The organism is Pseudoflavonifractor capillosus (assembly GCF_016899775.1).
Taxonomy (GTDB): domain Bacteria; phylum Bacillota; class Clostridia; order Oscillospirales; family Oscillospiraceae; genus Lawsonibacter.
The window spans coordinates 12,661-30,373 of record NZ_JACJJE010000016.1; the positions used below are offsets into that span (position 1 = coordinate 12,661).

17 protein-coding genes are annotated in these 17,713 nt (G+C 52.6%); 16 read left to right on the plus strand and 1 reads right to left on the minus strand.

Annotated features, from left to right (window positions below):
- Window positions 1-176 precede the first annotated feature (176 nt).
- The 6 genes from H6B31_RS06855 (at window position 177) to H6B31_RS17510 (ending at window position 6,900) form a co-directional block, all read left to right on the plus strand.
- Window positions 177-767, plus strand: a complete 591-nt coding sequence (locus H6B31_RS06855) for a LysR family transcriptional regulator (RefSeq protein ID WP_204897875.1) — start codon at window positions 177-179, stop codon at window positions 765-767.
- Window positions 768-1,186: 419 nt separating this feature from the next.
- Window positions 1,187-5,413 carry a BRCT domain-containing protein gene (locus tag H6B31_RS06860; protein WP_204897876.1) on the plus strand — a complete coding sequence of 1,409 codons (4,227 nt, stop codon included), beginning with the start codon at window positions 1,187-1,189 and terminating at the stop codon, window positions 5,411-5,413.
- An 87-nt stretch (window positions 5,414-5,500) separates the two neighbouring features.
- Complete coding sequence (locus tag H6B31_RS06865; protein ID WP_204897877.1) at window positions 5,501-5,671, plus strand: hypothetical protein; 171 nt, start codon at window positions 5,501-5,503, stop codon at window positions 5,669-5,671.
- Window positions 5,672-5,900: 229 nt separating this feature from the next.
- A complete protein-coding gene (locus tag H6B31_RS06870; protein ID WP_204897878.1) occupies window positions 5,901-6,221 on the plus strand; it encodes a DUF1351 domain-containing protein in 321 nt (106 codons plus the stop codon).
- Window positions 6,222-6,484: 263 nt separating this feature from the next.
- Entirely contained in the window at window positions 6,485-6,745 is a 261-nt protein-coding gene (locus tag H6B31_RS06875) for a hypothetical protein (RefSeq protein ID WP_204897879.1), read from the plus strand.
- A complete protein-coding gene (locus H6B31_RS17510; protein WP_204897880.1) occupies window positions 6,742-6,900 on the plus strand; it encodes a helix-turn-helix domain-containing protein in 159 nt (52 codons plus the stop codon). The genes H6B31_RS06875 and H6B31_RS17510 overlap by 4 nt, the downstream gene beginning before the upstream one ends.
- 146 nt (window positions 6,901-7,046) lie before the next feature.
- Here H6B31_RS17510 and H6B31_RS06885 read toward each other — a convergent pair whose 3' ends face one another.
- Window positions 7,047-7,274 carry a helix-turn-helix domain-containing protein gene (locus H6B31_RS06885; protein ID WP_204897881.1) on the minus strand — a complete coding sequence of 76 codons (228 nt, stop codon included), beginning with the start codon at window positions 7,272-7,274 and terminating at the stop codon, window positions 7,047-7,049.
- Window positions 7,275-7,437: 163 nt separating this feature from the next.
- On the opposite strand from H6B31_RS06885, the gene H6B31_RS06890 reads away from it, so the two are divergent.
- The 10 genes from H6B31_RS06890 to H6B31_RS06935 all read left to right on the plus strand — a co-directional run bounded on the left by H6B31_RS06890 (window position 7,438) and on the right by H6B31_RS06935 (window position 17,713).
- Window positions 7,438-10,215, plus strand: coding sequence for a hypothetical protein (locus H6B31_RS06890; protein ID WP_204897882.1), 2,778 nt, complete (start codon window positions 7,438-7,440; stop codon window positions 10,213-10,215).
- 202 nt (window positions 10,216-10,417) lie between these two features.
- Entirely contained in the window at window positions 10,418-10,903 is a 486-nt protein-coding gene (locus tag H6B31_RS06895; RefSeq protein WP_204897883.1) for a hypothetical protein, read from the plus strand.
- Window positions 10,904-10,927: 24 nt separating this feature from the next.
- Window positions 10,928-12,028: an RtcB family protein gene (locus H6B31_RS06900; RefSeq protein ID WP_204897884.1), complete on the plus strand. Its 1,101-nt coding sequence runs from the start codon at window positions 10,928-10,930 to the stop codon at window positions 12,026-12,028.
- A gap of 3 nt (window positions 12,029-12,031) precedes the next feature.
- On the plus strand, window positions 12,032-12,619 hold the full coding sequence (gene prfH / locus H6B31_RS06905; protein WP_204897885.1) for a peptide chain release factor H: 588 nt from the start codon (window positions 12,032-12,034) through the stop codon (window positions 12,617-12,619).
- A gap of 136 nt (window positions 12,620-12,755) precedes the next feature.
- Window positions 12,756-13,715 (plus strand): YqaJ viral recombinase family nuclease, encoded by a 960-nt coding sequence (locus tag H6B31_RS06910; protein WP_204897886.1) that lies wholly within the window; start codon window positions 12,756-12,758, stop codon window positions 13,713-13,715.
- 64 nt (window positions 13,716-13,779) lie between these two features.
- Window positions 13,780-14,004, plus strand: coding sequence for a hypothetical protein (locus H6B31_RS06915; protein WP_204897887.1), 225 nt, complete (start codon window positions 13,780-13,782; stop codon window positions 14,002-14,004).
- Between the two features lie 79 nt (window positions 14,005-14,083).
- Window positions 14,084-15,010: a TIGR03299 family phage/plasmid-derived protein gene (locus H6B31_RS06920; protein WP_204897888.1), complete on the plus strand. Its 927-nt coding sequence runs from the start codon at window positions 14,084-14,086 to the stop codon at window positions 15,008-15,010.
- 23 nt (window positions 15,011-15,033) lie between these two features.
- The gene (locus tag H6B31_RS06925) at window positions 15,034-15,822 is read left to right on the plus strand and encodes a recombinase RecT (protein ID WP_204897889.1); all 789 of its coding nucleotides are present in this window, start codon (window positions 15,034-15,036) and stop codon (window positions 15,820-15,822) included.
- Between the two features lie 71 nt (window positions 15,823-15,893).
- Window positions 15,894-16,610 (plus strand): hypothetical protein, encoded by a 717-nt coding sequence (locus H6B31_RS06930; protein WP_204897890.1) that lies wholly within the window; start codon window positions 15,894-15,896, stop codon window positions 16,608-16,610.
- Window positions 16,607-17,713: an amidoligase family protein gene (locus H6B31_RS06935; RefSeq protein ID WP_204897891.1), complete on the plus strand. Its 1,107-nt coding sequence runs from the start codon at window positions 16,607-16,609 to the stop codon at window positions 17,711-17,713. The genes H6B31_RS06930 and H6B31_RS06935 overlap by 4 nt, the downstream gene beginning before the upstream one ends.

Here is a 17,713-nt window from a genome sequence, read left to right on the forward strand (position 1 = left end):
ATACCTCCCAGAAACGTGTCCCTATATCTCAGCCGCGGTCTGAAAGACAGAGAAGACGCTTGCCGGTTTTTCTGCAGCTTAGTATAATAAAGGAGTGGAGAAAAGTAAAATTGGCTTTTCCTTACATAAATATAAGAAAAACTTATGGAATGAGCTGAAAAATGGGAGGGAGTCCTGTGAACTTAAAGGAACAGCAGTACATTGTTGCGCTGGCGAATTATGGGAATATGACTCAGGCAGCAAAGTATCTGGGCGTTACACAGCCGGCGCTGTCCTCATACCTGGCAAGTGTGGAGGCGGGACTGGGCTTTTCTCTGTTTGAACGGACGGGCCGCCGCCTGATTCCCACCTATTTAGGCGAGGTATACCTGGAGAAGGCGCGTAAGATTTTGGCCTTGGGGGAAGAGTTTCAGCAGCAGGTGGATCAAGCAGTCAGCGGGTATGAGGGACGGCTGCGAGTTGGAGTACCGCTGCGTCGCGCCCCCCAATTAATTCCTTCAGCCCTAAAGGTGTTTCGCCGATATTATCCCAATATTGAGCTGATTTTTCAAGAAGGAAATCAGGGTGTGCTCCTGCAGCTGTTGGAACAGGAGCAGCTGGATCTGTTGCTGTGCAATTTGGTGGAGCCGCAAAAAAACCTGTCTTATCTGCCAATTTACCATGATTCGATTGTATTTTTCATCCAGGGAGATCATCCATGCTCCCGATACGCACAGTATCGGGAGGGCTTCAGCAGGCCCCATATCAACAAATTCATAGATATGTAGATATGTTGTTCTGGTACAGGTCTTTATCGGACCCATTCCGTCCATCTGAAATCTCCAAGGCCAAAACCGCCCATGCACCGGCGGCGGTGATGCTTATGCGATTTTATGAAGATGATCTGCCTTTGGAATAACATAAGATGGCGCCTGCAAACTGTTCGTGTTTGCAGGCGCCTTTTCGATGCACAAAATCGGTTTTTTAGTTGTCCTTTTGCGGGGCTACCTTTTCCTGTCCTCTTTTTTTGTGCCGGCGGATGGCTTAGCTATATTGAATACTATGCAAACTGCATAGTATAGATTTTTTGGATAGTTTCACGTATAATTTTCTTGCGACTTTATTCTGAAATTGCCAAACTCCGTAATCGAAGGTACGGTGCGGCGTTTCAACCGGTAAAACAGATGGATAGAGAGGAAGCGGAAGGATGAAGATAAACGGAGTCCCCCGGGAGGGGAAATGGCTGGCCATGGACGGCGGCCTTCACATCCAGATCCCTTATGGAGCCGCCTATGGAAAAGACGAGGACGGAAACTGGGACATTATAGAGCTGGAAAATTGTAGCAGCTACAAGTCAGGCCCCTTTACAGTGGACGATGAGGCCCCTTTCCGTTGGAAGCTGAGCGGGCTGCACCCTCAATCGGTGAGCATTGGGGACGATGTACCCCAAGCGGTCCGCAGTCAGCTGCCCCGGCTGCTGCAGCTGATTGCCATACAGATGACAGGGGGCAAACCCTCCGATCAGCCCTATGAGCTGGGCTCCAGTACCCAGGTGGAGGAGACGGAGGAGGGGTTTACCCTCCGCTCCAGCATCAGCGCCTCGGAAGCCGGGGGAGCGTACAAAATTTTTGAGCTTTCTCCGGAGAAGGCCTTTGCGGTCATTCAGAAGAATATCCAAATCATGGGCATCACGCTGGGGTTCCGCTATGTTCTGCTGGCTCTGGCCAGTCCATCCGGAGCCAAATTTTTTATGGGCTCTCTCGCAGTCCCGGACGCAGACGGAGATCTGGAGAAGATGGCTCAGGCGGTGCGCCCTCTGCTGGAGAGCGCCCGGCTGGAGGACGGCGACGGCGCGGCTGCGGAAACAGCGGCGCATACAGACGGTTCCGGGAACGCAGATTCTTCCGGGCGGAATCGGGAAGGGAAAAAGAAGGCCTCCGCGGGTGCAAAGAAATCATCTTCTTCGGGCTCTAAGGTCCCTTCCGGCGGCCCACGGAGACAGGTGACCGGCCTTCCCAAGGGTGGCGGCCGGGTCCAGCTCCTGGATGGGCTGAGCGTTCAACTGCCTGCCGGGGCGGTCTGCTATTACGATGAAGACCAAAATGCCTGTTTTGGCGTGCCGGAGAAGCCACCGAAGGGCTATCGGGAGGGTACCTTCTCCATGCCTGAGGATACACCCATGCTCTGGCAGGTGACGAAGCTGCACCACGAGGGGACCGTCAGTTATGAACCCGAACATATGGATGCCGGTGAGGCGAACAAGCTCTGTTTTGAAAGCTTTCGGGAAAACATGGGAAATGTCGCCAACGGGATTGCAGATACCATGACCAAGCAGCTCATCGGCCTGGGCGGAAAATATGCGGGGAAGCTGGATATGGCGCGGGAGGATCGGATGCTCTCCTATGTCTGGGCGAAAAATGAGCTTCTGGAGGAGCGGTATTTCCCCGGCTATTTCTTTGTAGGGCTCCCAAGCTCTTTTGAGATGCCCATTTTTATGGGCTGCTATGACCCCATCGATATCCCTGTTTTTGAACAGCAGCTGCTGCCCGTTCTGCGCTCTGCCCAGAGGACCGGGGATGCGGCGCAGTCCCCGGCTGTACACGGAGAGAGCGGCTCTCAGGAAGCACCTACCCATGACAGCTTGGACCAGTTCGGCAGCTATGCCGCCGAGGATGGCCGGCTGAACGCTGTAACTGTCGCCCAGCTGTTTTCCACCGACGTCCTGTTTTTCAATGAAGACGATTTCCGGAAAAACGGACTGGAAAGCGGTGTGCGGATCAACGCGCTCAAGCTGTCGGAGCACCCGTTCCTGGTGAAAAAACGGGATGTGTTTCTACCGGAAATCATCAGACTTCTGCTGGAGTTGGATCAGGTTCCGGAGCTGCGCGTCCCCAAGGAGAAGATTCACAAAAAACTGCTGCCCCTCCTGTTCAATGACAACGATGTGCCTCTCACCGGCATGACCATGATGAACCTGTTGGCCTACCATATGCTGCACATTCAGGAGAACGGGCAGGACGACTATTCCGTCGTCATTGACCGCAACCTGGTGGCCGGCATCCCGGATGCCTACCGCTATGTGGGAGCTCTCCTGCGCCAGCTGCGGCAGTACAACGGGAAAAATGAGGCGTTCACCATGACATTTGCCAATGCCATGAATTTTGACACGCCGATCCAGGGGGCGCTCAAGCCGGTGACCGGCGCGGCCCAGCCCAGGAGAATGTACCGCATCCGGGTGGAGCGCGACGGGACCGTCCAGGAACTGGAGGCAGAAGAGAATGCCGGTCAGCCGGAGCAGGGAGAGCGGAGATCCATCCAGGAGTTAGAAAGCGCCCTGCCTCCGGAATTTGCCGCCCAAATGCGCCGGTTTGCCGGCGACGTGGCCGCCCGCCTGGGCCAGCTGCGCGAGACGCTGCAGCAGAGCTCGTACAACGATCTGACGAGCACAGAGGAGGTGTTGGACCGGCTGATGGACCAGGCCGGAGACTACGGCCTGGCGTGGGGAATCTATAATTTTTACAACATCTTTCGCCTGGGGGCCAGCGATAGTTCCTTTTCCTATGAGAAGGACGGGCAGCGGGATATCTCCGGTTCCGGCTTTGAGTGCCCGGGGTACCGCGTCGATGAGCAATACGAGGACTACGCCCCAGGGGACCCGGACTTCCAGCCGGACGAGTTTCCCCGGCAGCTGGCGGAGCGGATTGGCGGCATTACCCAGGAGGAGATCTACCGCACCATCCTGGAGCAGGCGGTGGGGTACCAGGAGCAGGGCTACTCCATTGTGGATCAGGAGCGCATCCGTATCGAGAAACAGCAAAAAGCCCTGGAAAAGGTCCCCTTTGACCGGGTACCTGCGGTGACCATCCCCGGCAGCGCCTTTGTCCTGACGGGAGAGTTTGCGCACTGCGGCAACGACCGGGAAGCCATCAAGGCAAAAATCCTGGAAAAGGGGGGACGGTGCACCCAGGCTGTCAGCGGCAAGACCAGTTACCTGGTGATCGGGAGCTTTGGGGATTACGGGGCGCGGAAGCTGGAGCAGGTCCAGGCCCAGCGGGCCAAGGGCAGCGCCATCAAGATCATTCGGGAGGAGGACCTCTTCGCCACCCTGGAGGGCCGGCCCATCCCGCAAGGAACGCCGAAGAAAACAGTTCCCGCTGCACAAAAAGAGTCCGCCGCCCGCAAAGAACCTGATGTGCGAGTCAGAAGCGTGCCGCCCCGCCCGGGGGAGATGGCCCGGGTGGAGGTAACGGCCCAGCTTTCGAAGATCTCAATGGAGCCGGAGGAGATGACCCGTGAAGAAGCGGCCGCCCAGCTTTTGAATGTTCTTCGGATGGCGCTGGAGAAGGCGGAGAGACAACAGGCCGACTACGACAGCGCCTGTCAGGCTATGGAGAAGGCCAAGACCGCCGCCGCCCTCCGAAAGGCGGCAAAGGCCTTTGAGGCATTGGAGGGGTACCAGGACAGCAATGCGCGGAAAACCCAGTGCTCGGAGCGTGCCCAGGTGCTGGAAGAGGAGCAAAAGAAGAAAAAGGCGGAGGAGAAGGCCCGCCGGGAAGCGGAACAGGCGGCGGCCAAACAGCAGGCCGACTACGACAGCGCCTGTCAGGCTATGGAGAAGGCCAAGAGCGTCACGGCGCTCCGAAAAGCAGCAAAAGCCTTTGGGACATTGGGGGAGTACCGGGACAGTGCCGAACGAAGGACCCAGTGCCTGGAGCAGGCCAAGAGGCTGGAGGAGGAACGGAATCAGAGAAAAGAGGAAGAAAAGGCCCGCCGGGAAAAGGAACAGGCAGAACAGGCCGCCGCGGCTCAGGCGCAGCGGGAGAAGGCGCAGGCGCAGAAGGCAAAGCGGCGGAAGAAGCTGCTTCTTGCGGTGGCTCTGGTAGCTGCTGCCATTGGAATTTTCTTCGGCGTCCGGCGCTACATGGACGGCGCCCCCTATCGGGAGCTGGCCAAGAGCATCGATGAGGGGACTTTCCACTACAGTCAATATGAAGATTCCTATTTCCTTCAGTATGACGGCTCCTATCAGGTAATTGCCGACAAGCTCACCGACTTCCACCATGCGGACGACATCCAGTCCGCCGTGAACCTGATTGGCAGCCTGCCGCCCGACGAGAGCAGCATTGATTACTACATCAATGGTTGGGAGATTTATATGACGGATTCCTTCCGCCTGTGGTTCTTAGAACAGGTTTCGGCGGAAGGTGCGGCGCTGTCCTTCCCTGAGGGCATGGAGTACCAGGGCGATGAGGTTACCGGAGTTTACCAGCTGGGAGATTATTGGGTTATGACTGTGTACAATTATTTCCTGGCGGACGACGGGCGTCCGGAACAGGCCTATATCTGTGAAGCAGAGGAAGGGGAGGGCTGGGTCTACCTGGGCTCGTACCAAAACAGAAATAACCGGGCAGGGCAGCAGTACGGTATTGAATAGGCGGGAAATATAAGGGGAAAAGGAGAGAAATTTGGGTTCGTCTCACAAAAACTACGGTTTCAATCTGATAAAAGGGAGGACGCTAAATTGAAAAATAAAGGACAAAACCCGGATGACCTGCGGCAAAAACTGCTGGACGACGTGTACGCCGGAGCATTTTCCGGCGGTATGCCCGCCATGCTGCTGGAGGAGGATAAGATCCGAAATGCGGACGACGGAGAGCTGGAGGAGATTGCCAAGCGGCATGGGCTGAAGTAAAAACCAAAAAGCGGGAGGGGGTGGAGCATTATCATGACGGCCCAGGGGTCGGAGGACGCCGCCGGGCAGTCCTATGAGGTGGGCGACAAGCCGGTGAAGGTAGCCTATCAAGCGTCGCAAGGAGATCGAATTTCAACTTTCACTCACCCAACGGAAAATCAATATCAGAATGGAGAAATAAGCCTTATATCGATCATCTCAACGTTTCACAATCAAACTCATGGAGGGAGTGAACGGCAAGGAAGAATTACAACTGATATCCAGACAGCACCCAAGGGAAGTGTCCATTGACAACTTCTTTGAGATGAAGGTTGCCCTAACTCATGCGCTCGCCCGGTACGAGAACGTGGTCTACACCGAAGATATGCTGGCCGATACCAAGGCTGACAAGGAGAGCAAGGAGATCGACGACCGGCGGAAAGAGGTCAAAAAAGCCTACCTGGCCGCACGGGACCTGCGGAGTATCCAGACCGCCGGCGGAGAGCACACCAGCGCCCTGCTGGCAAAATATCTGGAGCGGCTGGAACTGGAGGATGCCCATCGGGCTTAGTGCGATGCGGAGGCCAATGTGGGTAACTGAGGGAACTATAAGCGCATAAGAAAAGCTGGGGGCTTTTACAGGCCCCCAGCTTTTGTGCTGTCACAGTTCCGTCAGAGAAGCTCAATGCGTAAGTGTATTGGAGTTGGATTGTCTGCAAATAGCGTGATATAAAATGATTTCACTAACATAATGATAAGGAGCGGTAAAATACGATCTAAGTCGTTTCACAATTCAAGCTTGCTCCTAAATCATTCTAATTGGAGGTTATTATTATGGTACCTTATTTGGATTATCCCAACATGAAGGAATTTTACACGATTGCAGAGGTAGGCCGTCTGTTCAGGATGGAGAAGAATGACCTGAAGCGCTACAGCGAACGGTTTGAGGTTTTCCCAGTCAAGGATCAGTTTGGCAATTACGGGTTCCCGAAGAAGGAGCTGCGTAAGCTGCACAATAAAATCTACAAGGAGCAACGGGAGCAGGCCTCAGATGAAGCGCTGTATAATTCCGATGAGGAGGACCCCTGGGCATGACCTCAATTCTCACGGTCAAGGAAGTCGCCTCACTTCTCAAAACCAGCCGGCAACAGGTACGTAAAATGATCCAAATCGGAGACCTCCCCGCAGTCAAAATCGGGCGGGAGTGGCGGATCAGAGCAGACGTTTTGGACGAGTTTCTCACTGAATAGAGAGGTATCCATAAACAAACCGGAGGAGAACTTATTACAGTTCTCCTCCGGTTTGTGCTTGTTCCCGCTTCTTTTTTAATGCAGCCAGCTACGGCATTCTCACCTTTGCAATTACAGGAATTAAGGTACAGCTTTCTCGCTATACCTCAAAATTCCAAAAATTTATATGCGGGTGTGTCCAGGGCCTCTGCGATCCGAAGCAGCGTGGTCAAAGAAATCGGCTTGTACATGCCAGCCGCCTCAATTTGGCCGATATAAGAGGTTGCCACACCCAGCTTATTTGCCAGCTTCTCTTGGGTAAGGCCCTGCAACTTCCGGTAGTAGGCTATCTTTAACCCGATTTTCTTGTATTCTTCCTCAAACTCATACTTCATCGGACGCACCTCGCTCTTTTATTCTATAAAAGCTATTCCGGTGTTTCTATCCGATAAATATATTGCAATTATAACTTTATGAGTTATAATTATAGGGGTGGCATATTATAACTCTGTTCAACTCTTCAATAAAAATAGTATTACGAACAAGGAGTGTAGGAAGATGGTTACATATGACTTATTTGGTCAACATGTTTCATTTGATGATTCGGCCCTTCGATTTTTTGACTTGCAGGATTTTTTTAGAAAAGCTAAAGCGAATGCAGATAAAAGTTTAGATCAGTGGTATAAAAATTGTAAGAATATTGAATATGTCCTTGATAACTACTCAGATTTTGCCATAGACACTGTAGAAAGTCTTGTGATACACCCTTTATTTCAACAGCTACGTGAAATTGGAATTTACGATTTATCTGAACAACTGTATGAACGTCAATGCTTGGATCTTTCGGCTTGTGCACAAGCATTGGATCAAATTGAATCACAATATCAATCTATTTTACAAGAGCAACAACAAAAATACGATTACCGTAAAGCTAGAAAGGCCGGACGAGAACGATTACATGTTTTCGCTTACACCGGGATGGGTGACACAATAAAAAGGGCAGCTGGCACAGCGACCTTAAACACAATTTCCGGCCTGGGGCATAGTGTATTTAACGCAGCAGGCAATGCTGGTTCTGCTATTGTTGCGAGTGTTTCAAAATCTAGCCTGTACAGTTCTCCTACTACGCAAAGCCTGTTATGTAGTGCTCTAGACGATGCAATTCTCCTTGTGGTAGGAGCACATATTCACGTATTGAATGGCTATGTTCCCAATTATATTCATTCAACATTTGATGTAGATAAGTCACAAGCATTGTTTGAAAATGCGAAACAAATTCCTGAAAAGAGGACTGAATTGCTGATACAAGCTTTTTCCTATTGCCCGTGGTATGAAGACCTGCTTATCTACATATTTACGCATTACCCAAACGAAAGAAGCACTATATGGTCTGCTTCACAACGCTTTTGTATTGATCTTTCTGTTCATGTAGAAGATATCCTAGCACAACAATACCCTGAAGCAGCACGCCATTCAGAACAGGCAGCACAAGAAGCGAAGAAGAAAATCTTAGTTCTTATGAAAGAATTTGGGATTTCTGAAAGTGCGACACTCAATCAGCTGGAGCAGGATTGTATTTCCCGAATCTGCCAACATTTTGAGATCGCAGATGAAATTACGTGCAATGATATGCGATCCCGAATTCAGTCTTATGATGCTTTACCTCAAAATAAAGATCCATTCCTAAAAAAGATTCAGCAGAGGATTGAGATAATTTGGTCTGAAGAAGATAGTAAACAATTTGAACAAATTTATCTTCAGACTGACCTTGTTTCTCCTGATTCTGTTGCTAAAGCAATCTCCTTTATTCAGAAGGAAGGTCGCACTTCAGCTTCAGAAAAGTATTTAGCGGCACTCCACGCATGTACAAAAGAAAATATCGAAAAAGCTCGTGTTTATCATCAGGGAAATAGGCCGAAGCTTTATAAAGGTCTTGTTATCGGGACTATTTTACTTGCAATTTTAAGCTTTTTTACTCTAGGATGGCCCGTTTCTATTGTATTTGGTGTTGCTATGATAGTCTTTGCTGGCCTTTGGGGAGGGTTAAAGTCAAATTGGGATACCCTCACTATTGAAAACACAGTCATCCATCCGCTACTTACTGTGGCACCCACACAAAAAGAAAAAGTATCTGCGCATCAAAATAATTCTCAGGAAGCATCGAAAGCACATAGCCAGGTGAATTTCAGCAAGGATACTAAACCTAAAAAATCCGAGCAGGAAAATATTGAACAGGACGAATCGCAGATTGAGCAACCAGTAACCTATGTATGTAGGGAACGTGCAACCTCGTCTGCGTCAAGTCAAATGCGAGTTATTTTGCAAAAAGTTATTAGATTGCTCCGATGGGGAATTGGTATTCTGATTATTTTGTTAGGGCTTTTATTCTGGAATGACAGCTTAGTTACCACAGTGTTGTGGATAGTTACCGGTTTACTCATGCTCCCCCTAGTCGCTAATCTGCTCCCGATCTTTCCTGGACGTAAATTCATTTTACCTGTAATTTGTATCTGTCTATTCTTTGCTGGTGGAATGTCTTTGCCACCAGTGGAAAATTCCAATTCTTCTTCAGATATTTCTGTTGAAGGGACTACAGATTCTTCCCAGGGTGCTCTCCCAGATTTGTCTGTAAACGACACTGTTTCAGACGCGTCAACTTCGATACTTGCACCGGCAGGCACTTACCAGGTTATGATTGGACGGAGTGGAATTTTAGCATCGATCTCCTTACTTCAAGACAACACAGGTACATGGTGCTGTGATGTCATTCAATGGTCACCTTATGAGAGAGATTCAGATATTATAGAATTTTATGGACCTGCTGAGGTGGCAGAAGATTTGAGAACCATCACTTGTGGAGAGTTTACATTTATGCTGGATGAAAATGGCTCACCATATTTCGATGATGCTTTGACTGATTTGTCCTATACCATTAGTGCTTACACCGAAGGCAATACTCCCGAAAGCGAGTTGAATGCTTTAATTGATTTAGCGGATAATACGACTTCACTTTCCATACCTCAATCAACCATTAACCATTACATAGAGCAACATTCGCTGGAAATATCTCTGATTCATCCTTTAGCGGCATATACTTCTTCTGACTTGCGGGTACAATACTCAGTGTTTAACCCGTCCTATTATGACTATGATGTTTATGGTGCTACGAATGAATTGAATCCGCTAAATCCAGATCATGTGTATAATGTAATTGAGGACGGGTCTAAAACTGACGAAGAACTTTCTGACCGGGAATTTGAGCAGAAATATGGATATTTCTTTGGCTATTGTTATGATTTTGGAAAATCCCATGCCACGAGCTCTGATCCTACTTGATACTCTGGTTCCTCCCCCTCTTTTCTAACATAGGAATGCCCTGGGTTGTCCCCGGGCATTCTCCATTTCGAGAGGACACAAAAACATCATTAATCGTTTCCGGCTCTCCGCCTCCCCTGAAATATATACTATATTCATAGAAAGCACCGGAGTAATCTGGTGCTTTCTTCTATTTTATGCTATATTGCAGGAGGAAACGATTATGCACAACAGCATCTATGAAGTCTCACGCTCCCCGGTCCCGGCCAGCCAGCGGGCCAGGGCAGGGAATATGCCGGACTGGTTTTTCGAGCGTGTCTGCGACTACGCAGAGAACCCCACACCCCGCCAGCGGGAGGAGGCCCTGGGAGTCTTATTCAAGACTCTTGGCCGCTTCTGCACCAAAGAAGGCGAAAAATTTTCCCTGTCCCCAAAGATCAAGGAGGAGTTCTTCCAGACCCGTTACGAGTGTTTCCGGGCCGCCGCTGAAGCTCTGACCCAGACAAATTACCCAATTTTTGCTGGGATGCAAACAGCACCGGCGTTTCAGCTGGCCCTGGATGGCTTGCGGGACAGCTATGAGGACCAGCGGGGGATTTACATCTACTCCCCGGAGACAGACTCTCTGGTGACGCTGGAACACTGGCTCCGCAGCGCAGACCTCTCCCGGCCATTTTATATCGGGGGGACCATTGACTATCACTGCTAACCTATTTTGAAAAGGAGACATCATTTGATTACCATTGAAAATACGATCAACAGCGCGATTGTCTATGCAGATTCCATTGACCCCGGCGCTGAGGGCCTGATCCGCGCTCTGTGCGGCAGTCCTATTTCAAAAAACAGCAAAATCCGTATCATGCCGGACGTCCATCCCGGCAAAGGCTGTGCAATCGGTACGACTATGACGATCACCGACACGGTTGCTCCCGGCCTGGTTGGAACTGACATTGGATGCGGCATGACGGTCTGTCAAGTTTCCGGCAAACGAATTGAGCTCCAGAAGTTGGATACCCTGATTCGGGATACCGTCCCTTCTGGAAGATCCGTGCGCAAAAAGCTCCACCGCTTTGCGGAACAGGCGGAGCTGGACAGTCTGCTCTGCGCCCGCCACATCCAGAAGGAGAAGGCCCTCGCCAGTGTCGGCACGCTTGGGGGCGGCAACCACTTCATCGAACTGGATCAGGGCGAGGATGGCCGCTATTGGCTGGTGATCCACTCCGGCAGCAGGCGGCTGGGCACAGAGGTTGCGGCCTACTACCAGAAAGCAGCTTTTGAACAGTGCCCAGACGGAACCCCCTATGAATTTGCCTATGCTTCCGGCGCTTTGATGAACGCCTATCTTCACGACCTGGCTATCGCACAGCGCTTTGCGGAGCTGAACCGCCAGGCCATTGCCTCCGATCTCGTCCGGGGAATGAAGTTGGACATAGAGGACACGTTCTCTACCGTTCACAATTACATTGATACAGACGGTATGATATTGCGCAAGGGCGCTGTCTCCGCAAAGAACGGGGAACGGCTGATTATCCCCATGAATATGCGGGACGGCTGCCTGCTCTGCATTGGAAAGGGAAACCCAGACTGGAATGAGTCTGCTCCCCACGGCGCAGGCCGCCTATTCAACCGGGCGGAGTGCCGGCAATCGTTTACTCTGTCTCAATTCAAGAAGGAGATGAAGGGTATCTATACGACCTCTGTAACCCGTGAGACGCTGGACGAGAGCCCCATGGCTTATAAACCCATGGACGCCATATTGGCCCAAATCGGTCCCACCGTGGAGGTAACAGAACGAATCCGCCCCATCTACAATTTCAAAGCAGGGGAGGAATAAAACGTGATCTACCAAATCAGTTCTGGCCAAGGACCTGCTGAGTGCGAACTGGGAGTTGCTAAATTGTGGGGCTATCTGCAATCCCATTATGATGTGACGCTGCTTGATTCCTCCCCGGGGTACTATGCAGAGACCTTCCGCTCCGTTCGTCTTTACAGTGAAGAAGACCTGTCGGAATACGTAGGCTCCGTTCAATGGGTCTGCCGAAGCCCTTACCGGCCAAACCATAAGCGGAAAAACTGGTTTATTGACTTTCATCTCTGCGAAACTGTGAGAACCGACGCTTTTGATCCGGAGCAGGTGGTATTTGCTACCTTCCGCAGCGGCGGCAAGGGCGGCCAAAATGTAAACAAGGTGGAATCCGGGGTACGGGCAATCTACCTCCCCACCGGACAGGCGGTGGTCTGCACCGAGGAGCGCAGCCAGTATGCCAACAAACAAAAAGCGCTCTCCCGGCTCCAAGCATTGATTCAGAGAGCAAACCAGGAGCAGCATGCTCACCAGAAGAATGAGAATTGGCGGCACCATACCCGCCTGGAGCGCGGCAACGCCCAGGCCCGTTTTGAAGGGTTGGACTTCCACCGGGTCTGATCTGGTTTCCGCCCTATCATCAACTATATACTATAACTATGAAGCTCCAGGGAAGCCCCCTGGGGCTTATTTCATGCCTGGAGTATCTCGGGCATTGTCTATCTATGGAATCAAAATGGAAAGGACCGTGTTCACTATGGAGAAAAACCTTACCCGTATCAGCACCCGCTCTATGAGCCGCCAAGCGTGGCTGGCAGAGCGGCGCAAGACTATTGGCGGCAGCGACGCCGCCGGGATCGTGGGCCTGAGCCGCTACGCCACTCCTTACACCGTTTGGGCGGACAAGACGGGCCGCCTCCCTGAGCAGGAAGATAACGAGGCCATGCGCCAGGGGAGGGAGCTGGAGGAGTATGTGGCCAAGCGCTGGGAGGAGGCAACCGGAAAGCGGGTGCGCCGCTCCAATGCTTTGCTGTACAATCCCAGCTACCCCTTCGCCCATGCAGATATTGACCGCACGGTGCTGGGCGAGGACGCTGGCCTGGAGTGCAAAACCACCTCCGCCCTCAACCTCCGGCAGTTCAGAAATGTGGAATTTCCGGAGCAGTATTATGTCCAGTGCGTCCACTATCTGGCCGTCACCGGCTGTCAGAGGTGGTATCTGGCCGTGCTGGTCTTTGGCCGTGGGTTCTTCACCTTCACCCTGGAACGGGATCAGGCCGAAATTGACGCGCTCATGGCCGCAGAGGAGCGGTTCTGGGCACTGGTGGAACAGGATACTCCTCCGGCACTGGACGGTCTGGAGACCACTGGAGAGGCCCTGCAAGTCCTCTATCCCAACAGCCGAGAGAACAGTGTGGAGCTGTTTGGCCGGGAAGCTATGCTTTCGGAATATGTTGCCCTCCAGGGACAGAAAAAAGAGCTGGCTGAACGAATCAGCCAAATTGAAAACACCATCAAGGCCGATATGCAGGAGGCAGAATCCGGGCGCTGTGGAGCTTACACGGTTTCCTGGAAAACGCAGACCCGGCGGCTGTTCCAGCCAAAGGAGTTCTCCTTGGCACACCCGGAGATCGACTTGCAGGAGTTTTACCGGGACAGTTCCTCCAGACCTTTCCGGGTGCGGGAGGTTTCAGAGGATCAGCGACAGGCGGGATAGAGCAGAGATTTCCTTTGATGTTTTCCCGTAATTGCGCTAAACTGTAAAAAGGTGGTGTGATACAATGGAAAAATTCTGTCCGATCTCTGACTCAAACAATTTAGACGCCGACCATGGGGCAGATTGCCCCACAAAAGAAGAAACAATGTGTTCTGACGCGGAGATCTACTTCAAGTTGTATGAGGCAGAGAGAGAGGCTGACTCAACAGCTGTTCGATACTCCTCTAAGGATATATTGGAAGCCCTGCGCAGCGAGATAACAGGACAAACAGAAAAATCGAAGAAATGACCATGACCCAGCAAAGGGGCACAGTGAGAAATGCTGTGCCCCTTCTTTTATTTTCATCACAAAGAGGAGGAATTGATTTATGTCAGCATCCGTAGAAACCATGATGTACGTCCGGGAGAAGCCCTGGCATGGTCTGGGCACCCAGGTGGAGGAGGCCCCCACCAGCGCCGACGCGCTCCGGCTGGCCGGATTGGACTGGACGGTGGAGCAGCGGAATATCCAGGTGTGCGGCGGCACCAAGATTTCCAACTACAAAGCCAATGTACGCAGTTCGGACGGGAAGGTGCTGGGCGTGGTGTCGGACCGCTATAAGATCGTCCAGAACGCCGAGGCCTTCGAGTTTACCGACTCCCTCATCGGCGGCGAAGTCCACTATGAGACCGCCGGAAGTCTGAACGGCGGCAAGAAAATCTGGCTCCTGGCAAAGCTGCCTGACACGGAGATTGCCGGGGACAAGACGGAACCCTACCTCTGCTTCTCCAACACCCACGACGGCAGCGGAGCCATTCGGGTCTGTATGACGCCCATCCGGGTGGTCTGCAACAACACTTTAAATCTGGCTCTGGACAACGCCAAGCGCTCCTGGTCAGTCCGGCATACCGGAGACATCCGCCGCAAGGCCCACGAAGCCAGAGCGTGCCTGTATCTGGCCCACAATTATATCCAATCTCTGGCGGAGCGGGCAGACCACATGGCAAACACCACCGTGACCCGGGAGCAGCTGAACAAAATTCTGGACGAGCTTTTTCCTGTGGACGAGAACAGCAGCGAGCGGGAGAAGCGCGGCGTGGAGAAGCTGAAAACGGAATATATGACCTGTTATTTTGCGCCGGACATTTTGAAGTTTCGGGGCACCGCCTGGGGAGCCGTCAACGCCATGAGCGACATGATCTCCCACAGCGCTCCCCGCCGCAAGACAGAGAACTACCGGGAAAACAACTGGGGCAGAATCATGGACGGCCACATCTTGCTGGATAAAATGACCGCTCTGCTGCCCGTAAGATAACGTACAGAAAGAAGGAAATTTCTATGGCAACGGAAAAAGCCATTCAGCGGGCAACTGGTCGGGCCCCGGCTCTGGAGAACCGACCCGCACTTCAGCAGTACATCAAGCAAATGAGCGGGGAGATCAAAAAGGCGCTGCCCAGCGTGATGACCCCGGAGCGCTTCACCCGGATCGTGCTCTCCGCCCTCTCCACTAACCCGAAGCTGGCGGAGACGACGCCTCAGTCCTTTCTAGGGGCCATGATGACCGCCGCCCAGCTGGGCCTGGAGCCCAATACACCCCTGGGGCAGGCCTATCTCTTGCCTTACTGGAACTCCAAGGCCAACGCCTTTGAGTGCCAGTTTCAGTTGGGGTATAAGGGCCTGCTGGATCTGGCCTACCGCAGCGGGGAGATCAGCGTCATCCAGGCCCACGTGGTCTATTCGGAGGATCAGTTTTCCTACTCCTTTGGATTGAAGCCGGAGCTGAAACACATCCCAGCCAGTGGGGAGCGAGGAGAGCCCGTCTACGTCTACGCCATCTTCCATACCAAAGACGGGGGCTACGGCTTCGAGGTGTGCAGCATTGACGACATCCGAGCCCATGCCCAGCGGTACAGTAAATCTTTCCAAAACGGCCCCTGGCAGACCAATTTTGAGGAGATGGCAAAGAAAACCGTCCTAAAGCGAGTGCTGAAATATGCTCCCCTGAAAAGCGAATTTCTTCGGGGACTGGCCCAGGATGAGACCATCAAACAGGAGATCAGCGACGATATGTATATGGTGGAGGCCACCTATGCGGAGCCTGACGTACCCTCCGCCGAAAACGATTAAACAAAATTCAACAGCGGCGCTCTGGGAAAGAAGATTTCCGGAGCGCCGCTGTTTTATTTGGAGGTCTATTTATGAATCAAAATCTTGCCGCATTTCAGAAAAAACTTCTGGATTTGCCCTACTGCACGAATCTGTACCCCATCCCACATATCCGCTTGGAGCACGGGCGGCTTCAGCGGCTGGCCTGTGACCCCAGCGAAAGCCTGCCCAGCCGTTTCCAGGCCAAAGACGAGGCGGAGGGGAAATTGAAACTCCTGTATGTACAAGCGGCACAGCAGCTGCGGTCCTATTCTGACCCAGCCAGCTCCGAGAGCTGCTATTCCCGTATCCGCCATGAGGTCAATGAACAGCTCACCTTTCTCCGAGAATCCCTGCTTCCATGCCGGACGGATGGAAGCGCCGCTCTGGTCAACCGGATCGCCGCTGTTCTGTCGTCCGAGGATGTGTTTCGGCGTGTGGAGCCTCTCAACGAAGAATTACAGAAAAAGTTCTCTCTGTCTCCCGTTCAAGATTATATCAGAATGATCCGCTATGAGGTATACGACCCCTCAGAGTATGAAGAGGGAGCCGCCAAGCTGATCGCAAAGCTGTTCACCCGCCACGGCTATGACCTGACGGACGCCTGTTTCCAACTGGAACAGGATGCGGAAACCCTGCTGACGGGGTATCGGAAGGCCATTGCAGAGCAGGTGTCTCTGTACCTCCACCAGTATGTGATTGCTTCTGTCCAAGGGAAGCTGCCCACCCTGAATGCAATTTTAGAGAAAGAAGGGAGCACCCAGCTATGAGCTTTGTATGCGATATCTGCGGCTTTGAATTTCCTGATGATCGGGAGAGAGAGTTTGACGGCCAGCAGCTCTGCCACAACTGTCTGAATATCCACACGCTCCTGTGCCGCGAGTGCGGCCAACGGTTTTGGCGGACTGATAACGCCGGAACAGAGGAGTTTCCCCTATGCCCCAGCTGCTATGAGGAGCACTATACCACCTGCTGCCGCTGTCACCGGCTGGTGCGGGAGAGCGAGGCCTACTACGGAACCATGGACACAGGAGAGCGGTGTACCTACTGCGAGCGCTGTTTCCATATTGTAGACCAGGACACCCGTATCCATGAATACAACTACAAGCCCACGCCGGTCTTTCATGGCACTGGCCCTCGCTTCTTCGGAGTGGAGCTGGAGATCGACGAAGCTGGGGAGTGTACCAGCAGTGCGCGAGCCCTGCTGGCAATCGCAAATCGGGACGGGGCTCACGCCTACTGCAAGCACGACGGCTCTCTGGAGGAGGGGTTTGAGATCGTGACCCACCCCATGTCTCTGGACTACCATCTGACCAAAATGCCATGGGCTGAGGTATGCCGCAAGGCTGTTTCCCTGGGATACCTCAGCCACCAGGCCGGGACCTGCGGCCTGCATGTCCACGTAAGCCGGGCGGCTTTTGGCGACACTCCAGAAAAACAGGATGCGGTGATTGCCCGGATTCTTTACTTCTTTGAAAAGCACTGGGAGGAGCTGCTGAAATTCAGCCGCCGCACTCCGGCCCAGCTGGATCGGTGGGCCGCCCGGTATGGCTATCAGGAACAGCCCAAGGACATTTTGGAGCACGCCAAAGATGACCGCCACGCCAGCCGGTACACCTGTGTCAACCTGACGAATGCAGATACCATTGAGTTTCGGATCTTTCGGGGAACACTGCGGGTCAATACGATTTTCGCCACCTTGCAGCTGCTGGACCGCATCTGTGATGTGGCCCTGGCTCTGTCTGACGATGTTTTGAAGGAGATGTCCTGGACCACCTTTGCCGCGGGCTGCGAGGCCCCTGAACTGGTGCAGTATCTAAAAGAACGCCGCCTTTACGTCAATGAGCCGGTTGCGGACGGGGAGGAGATTTGA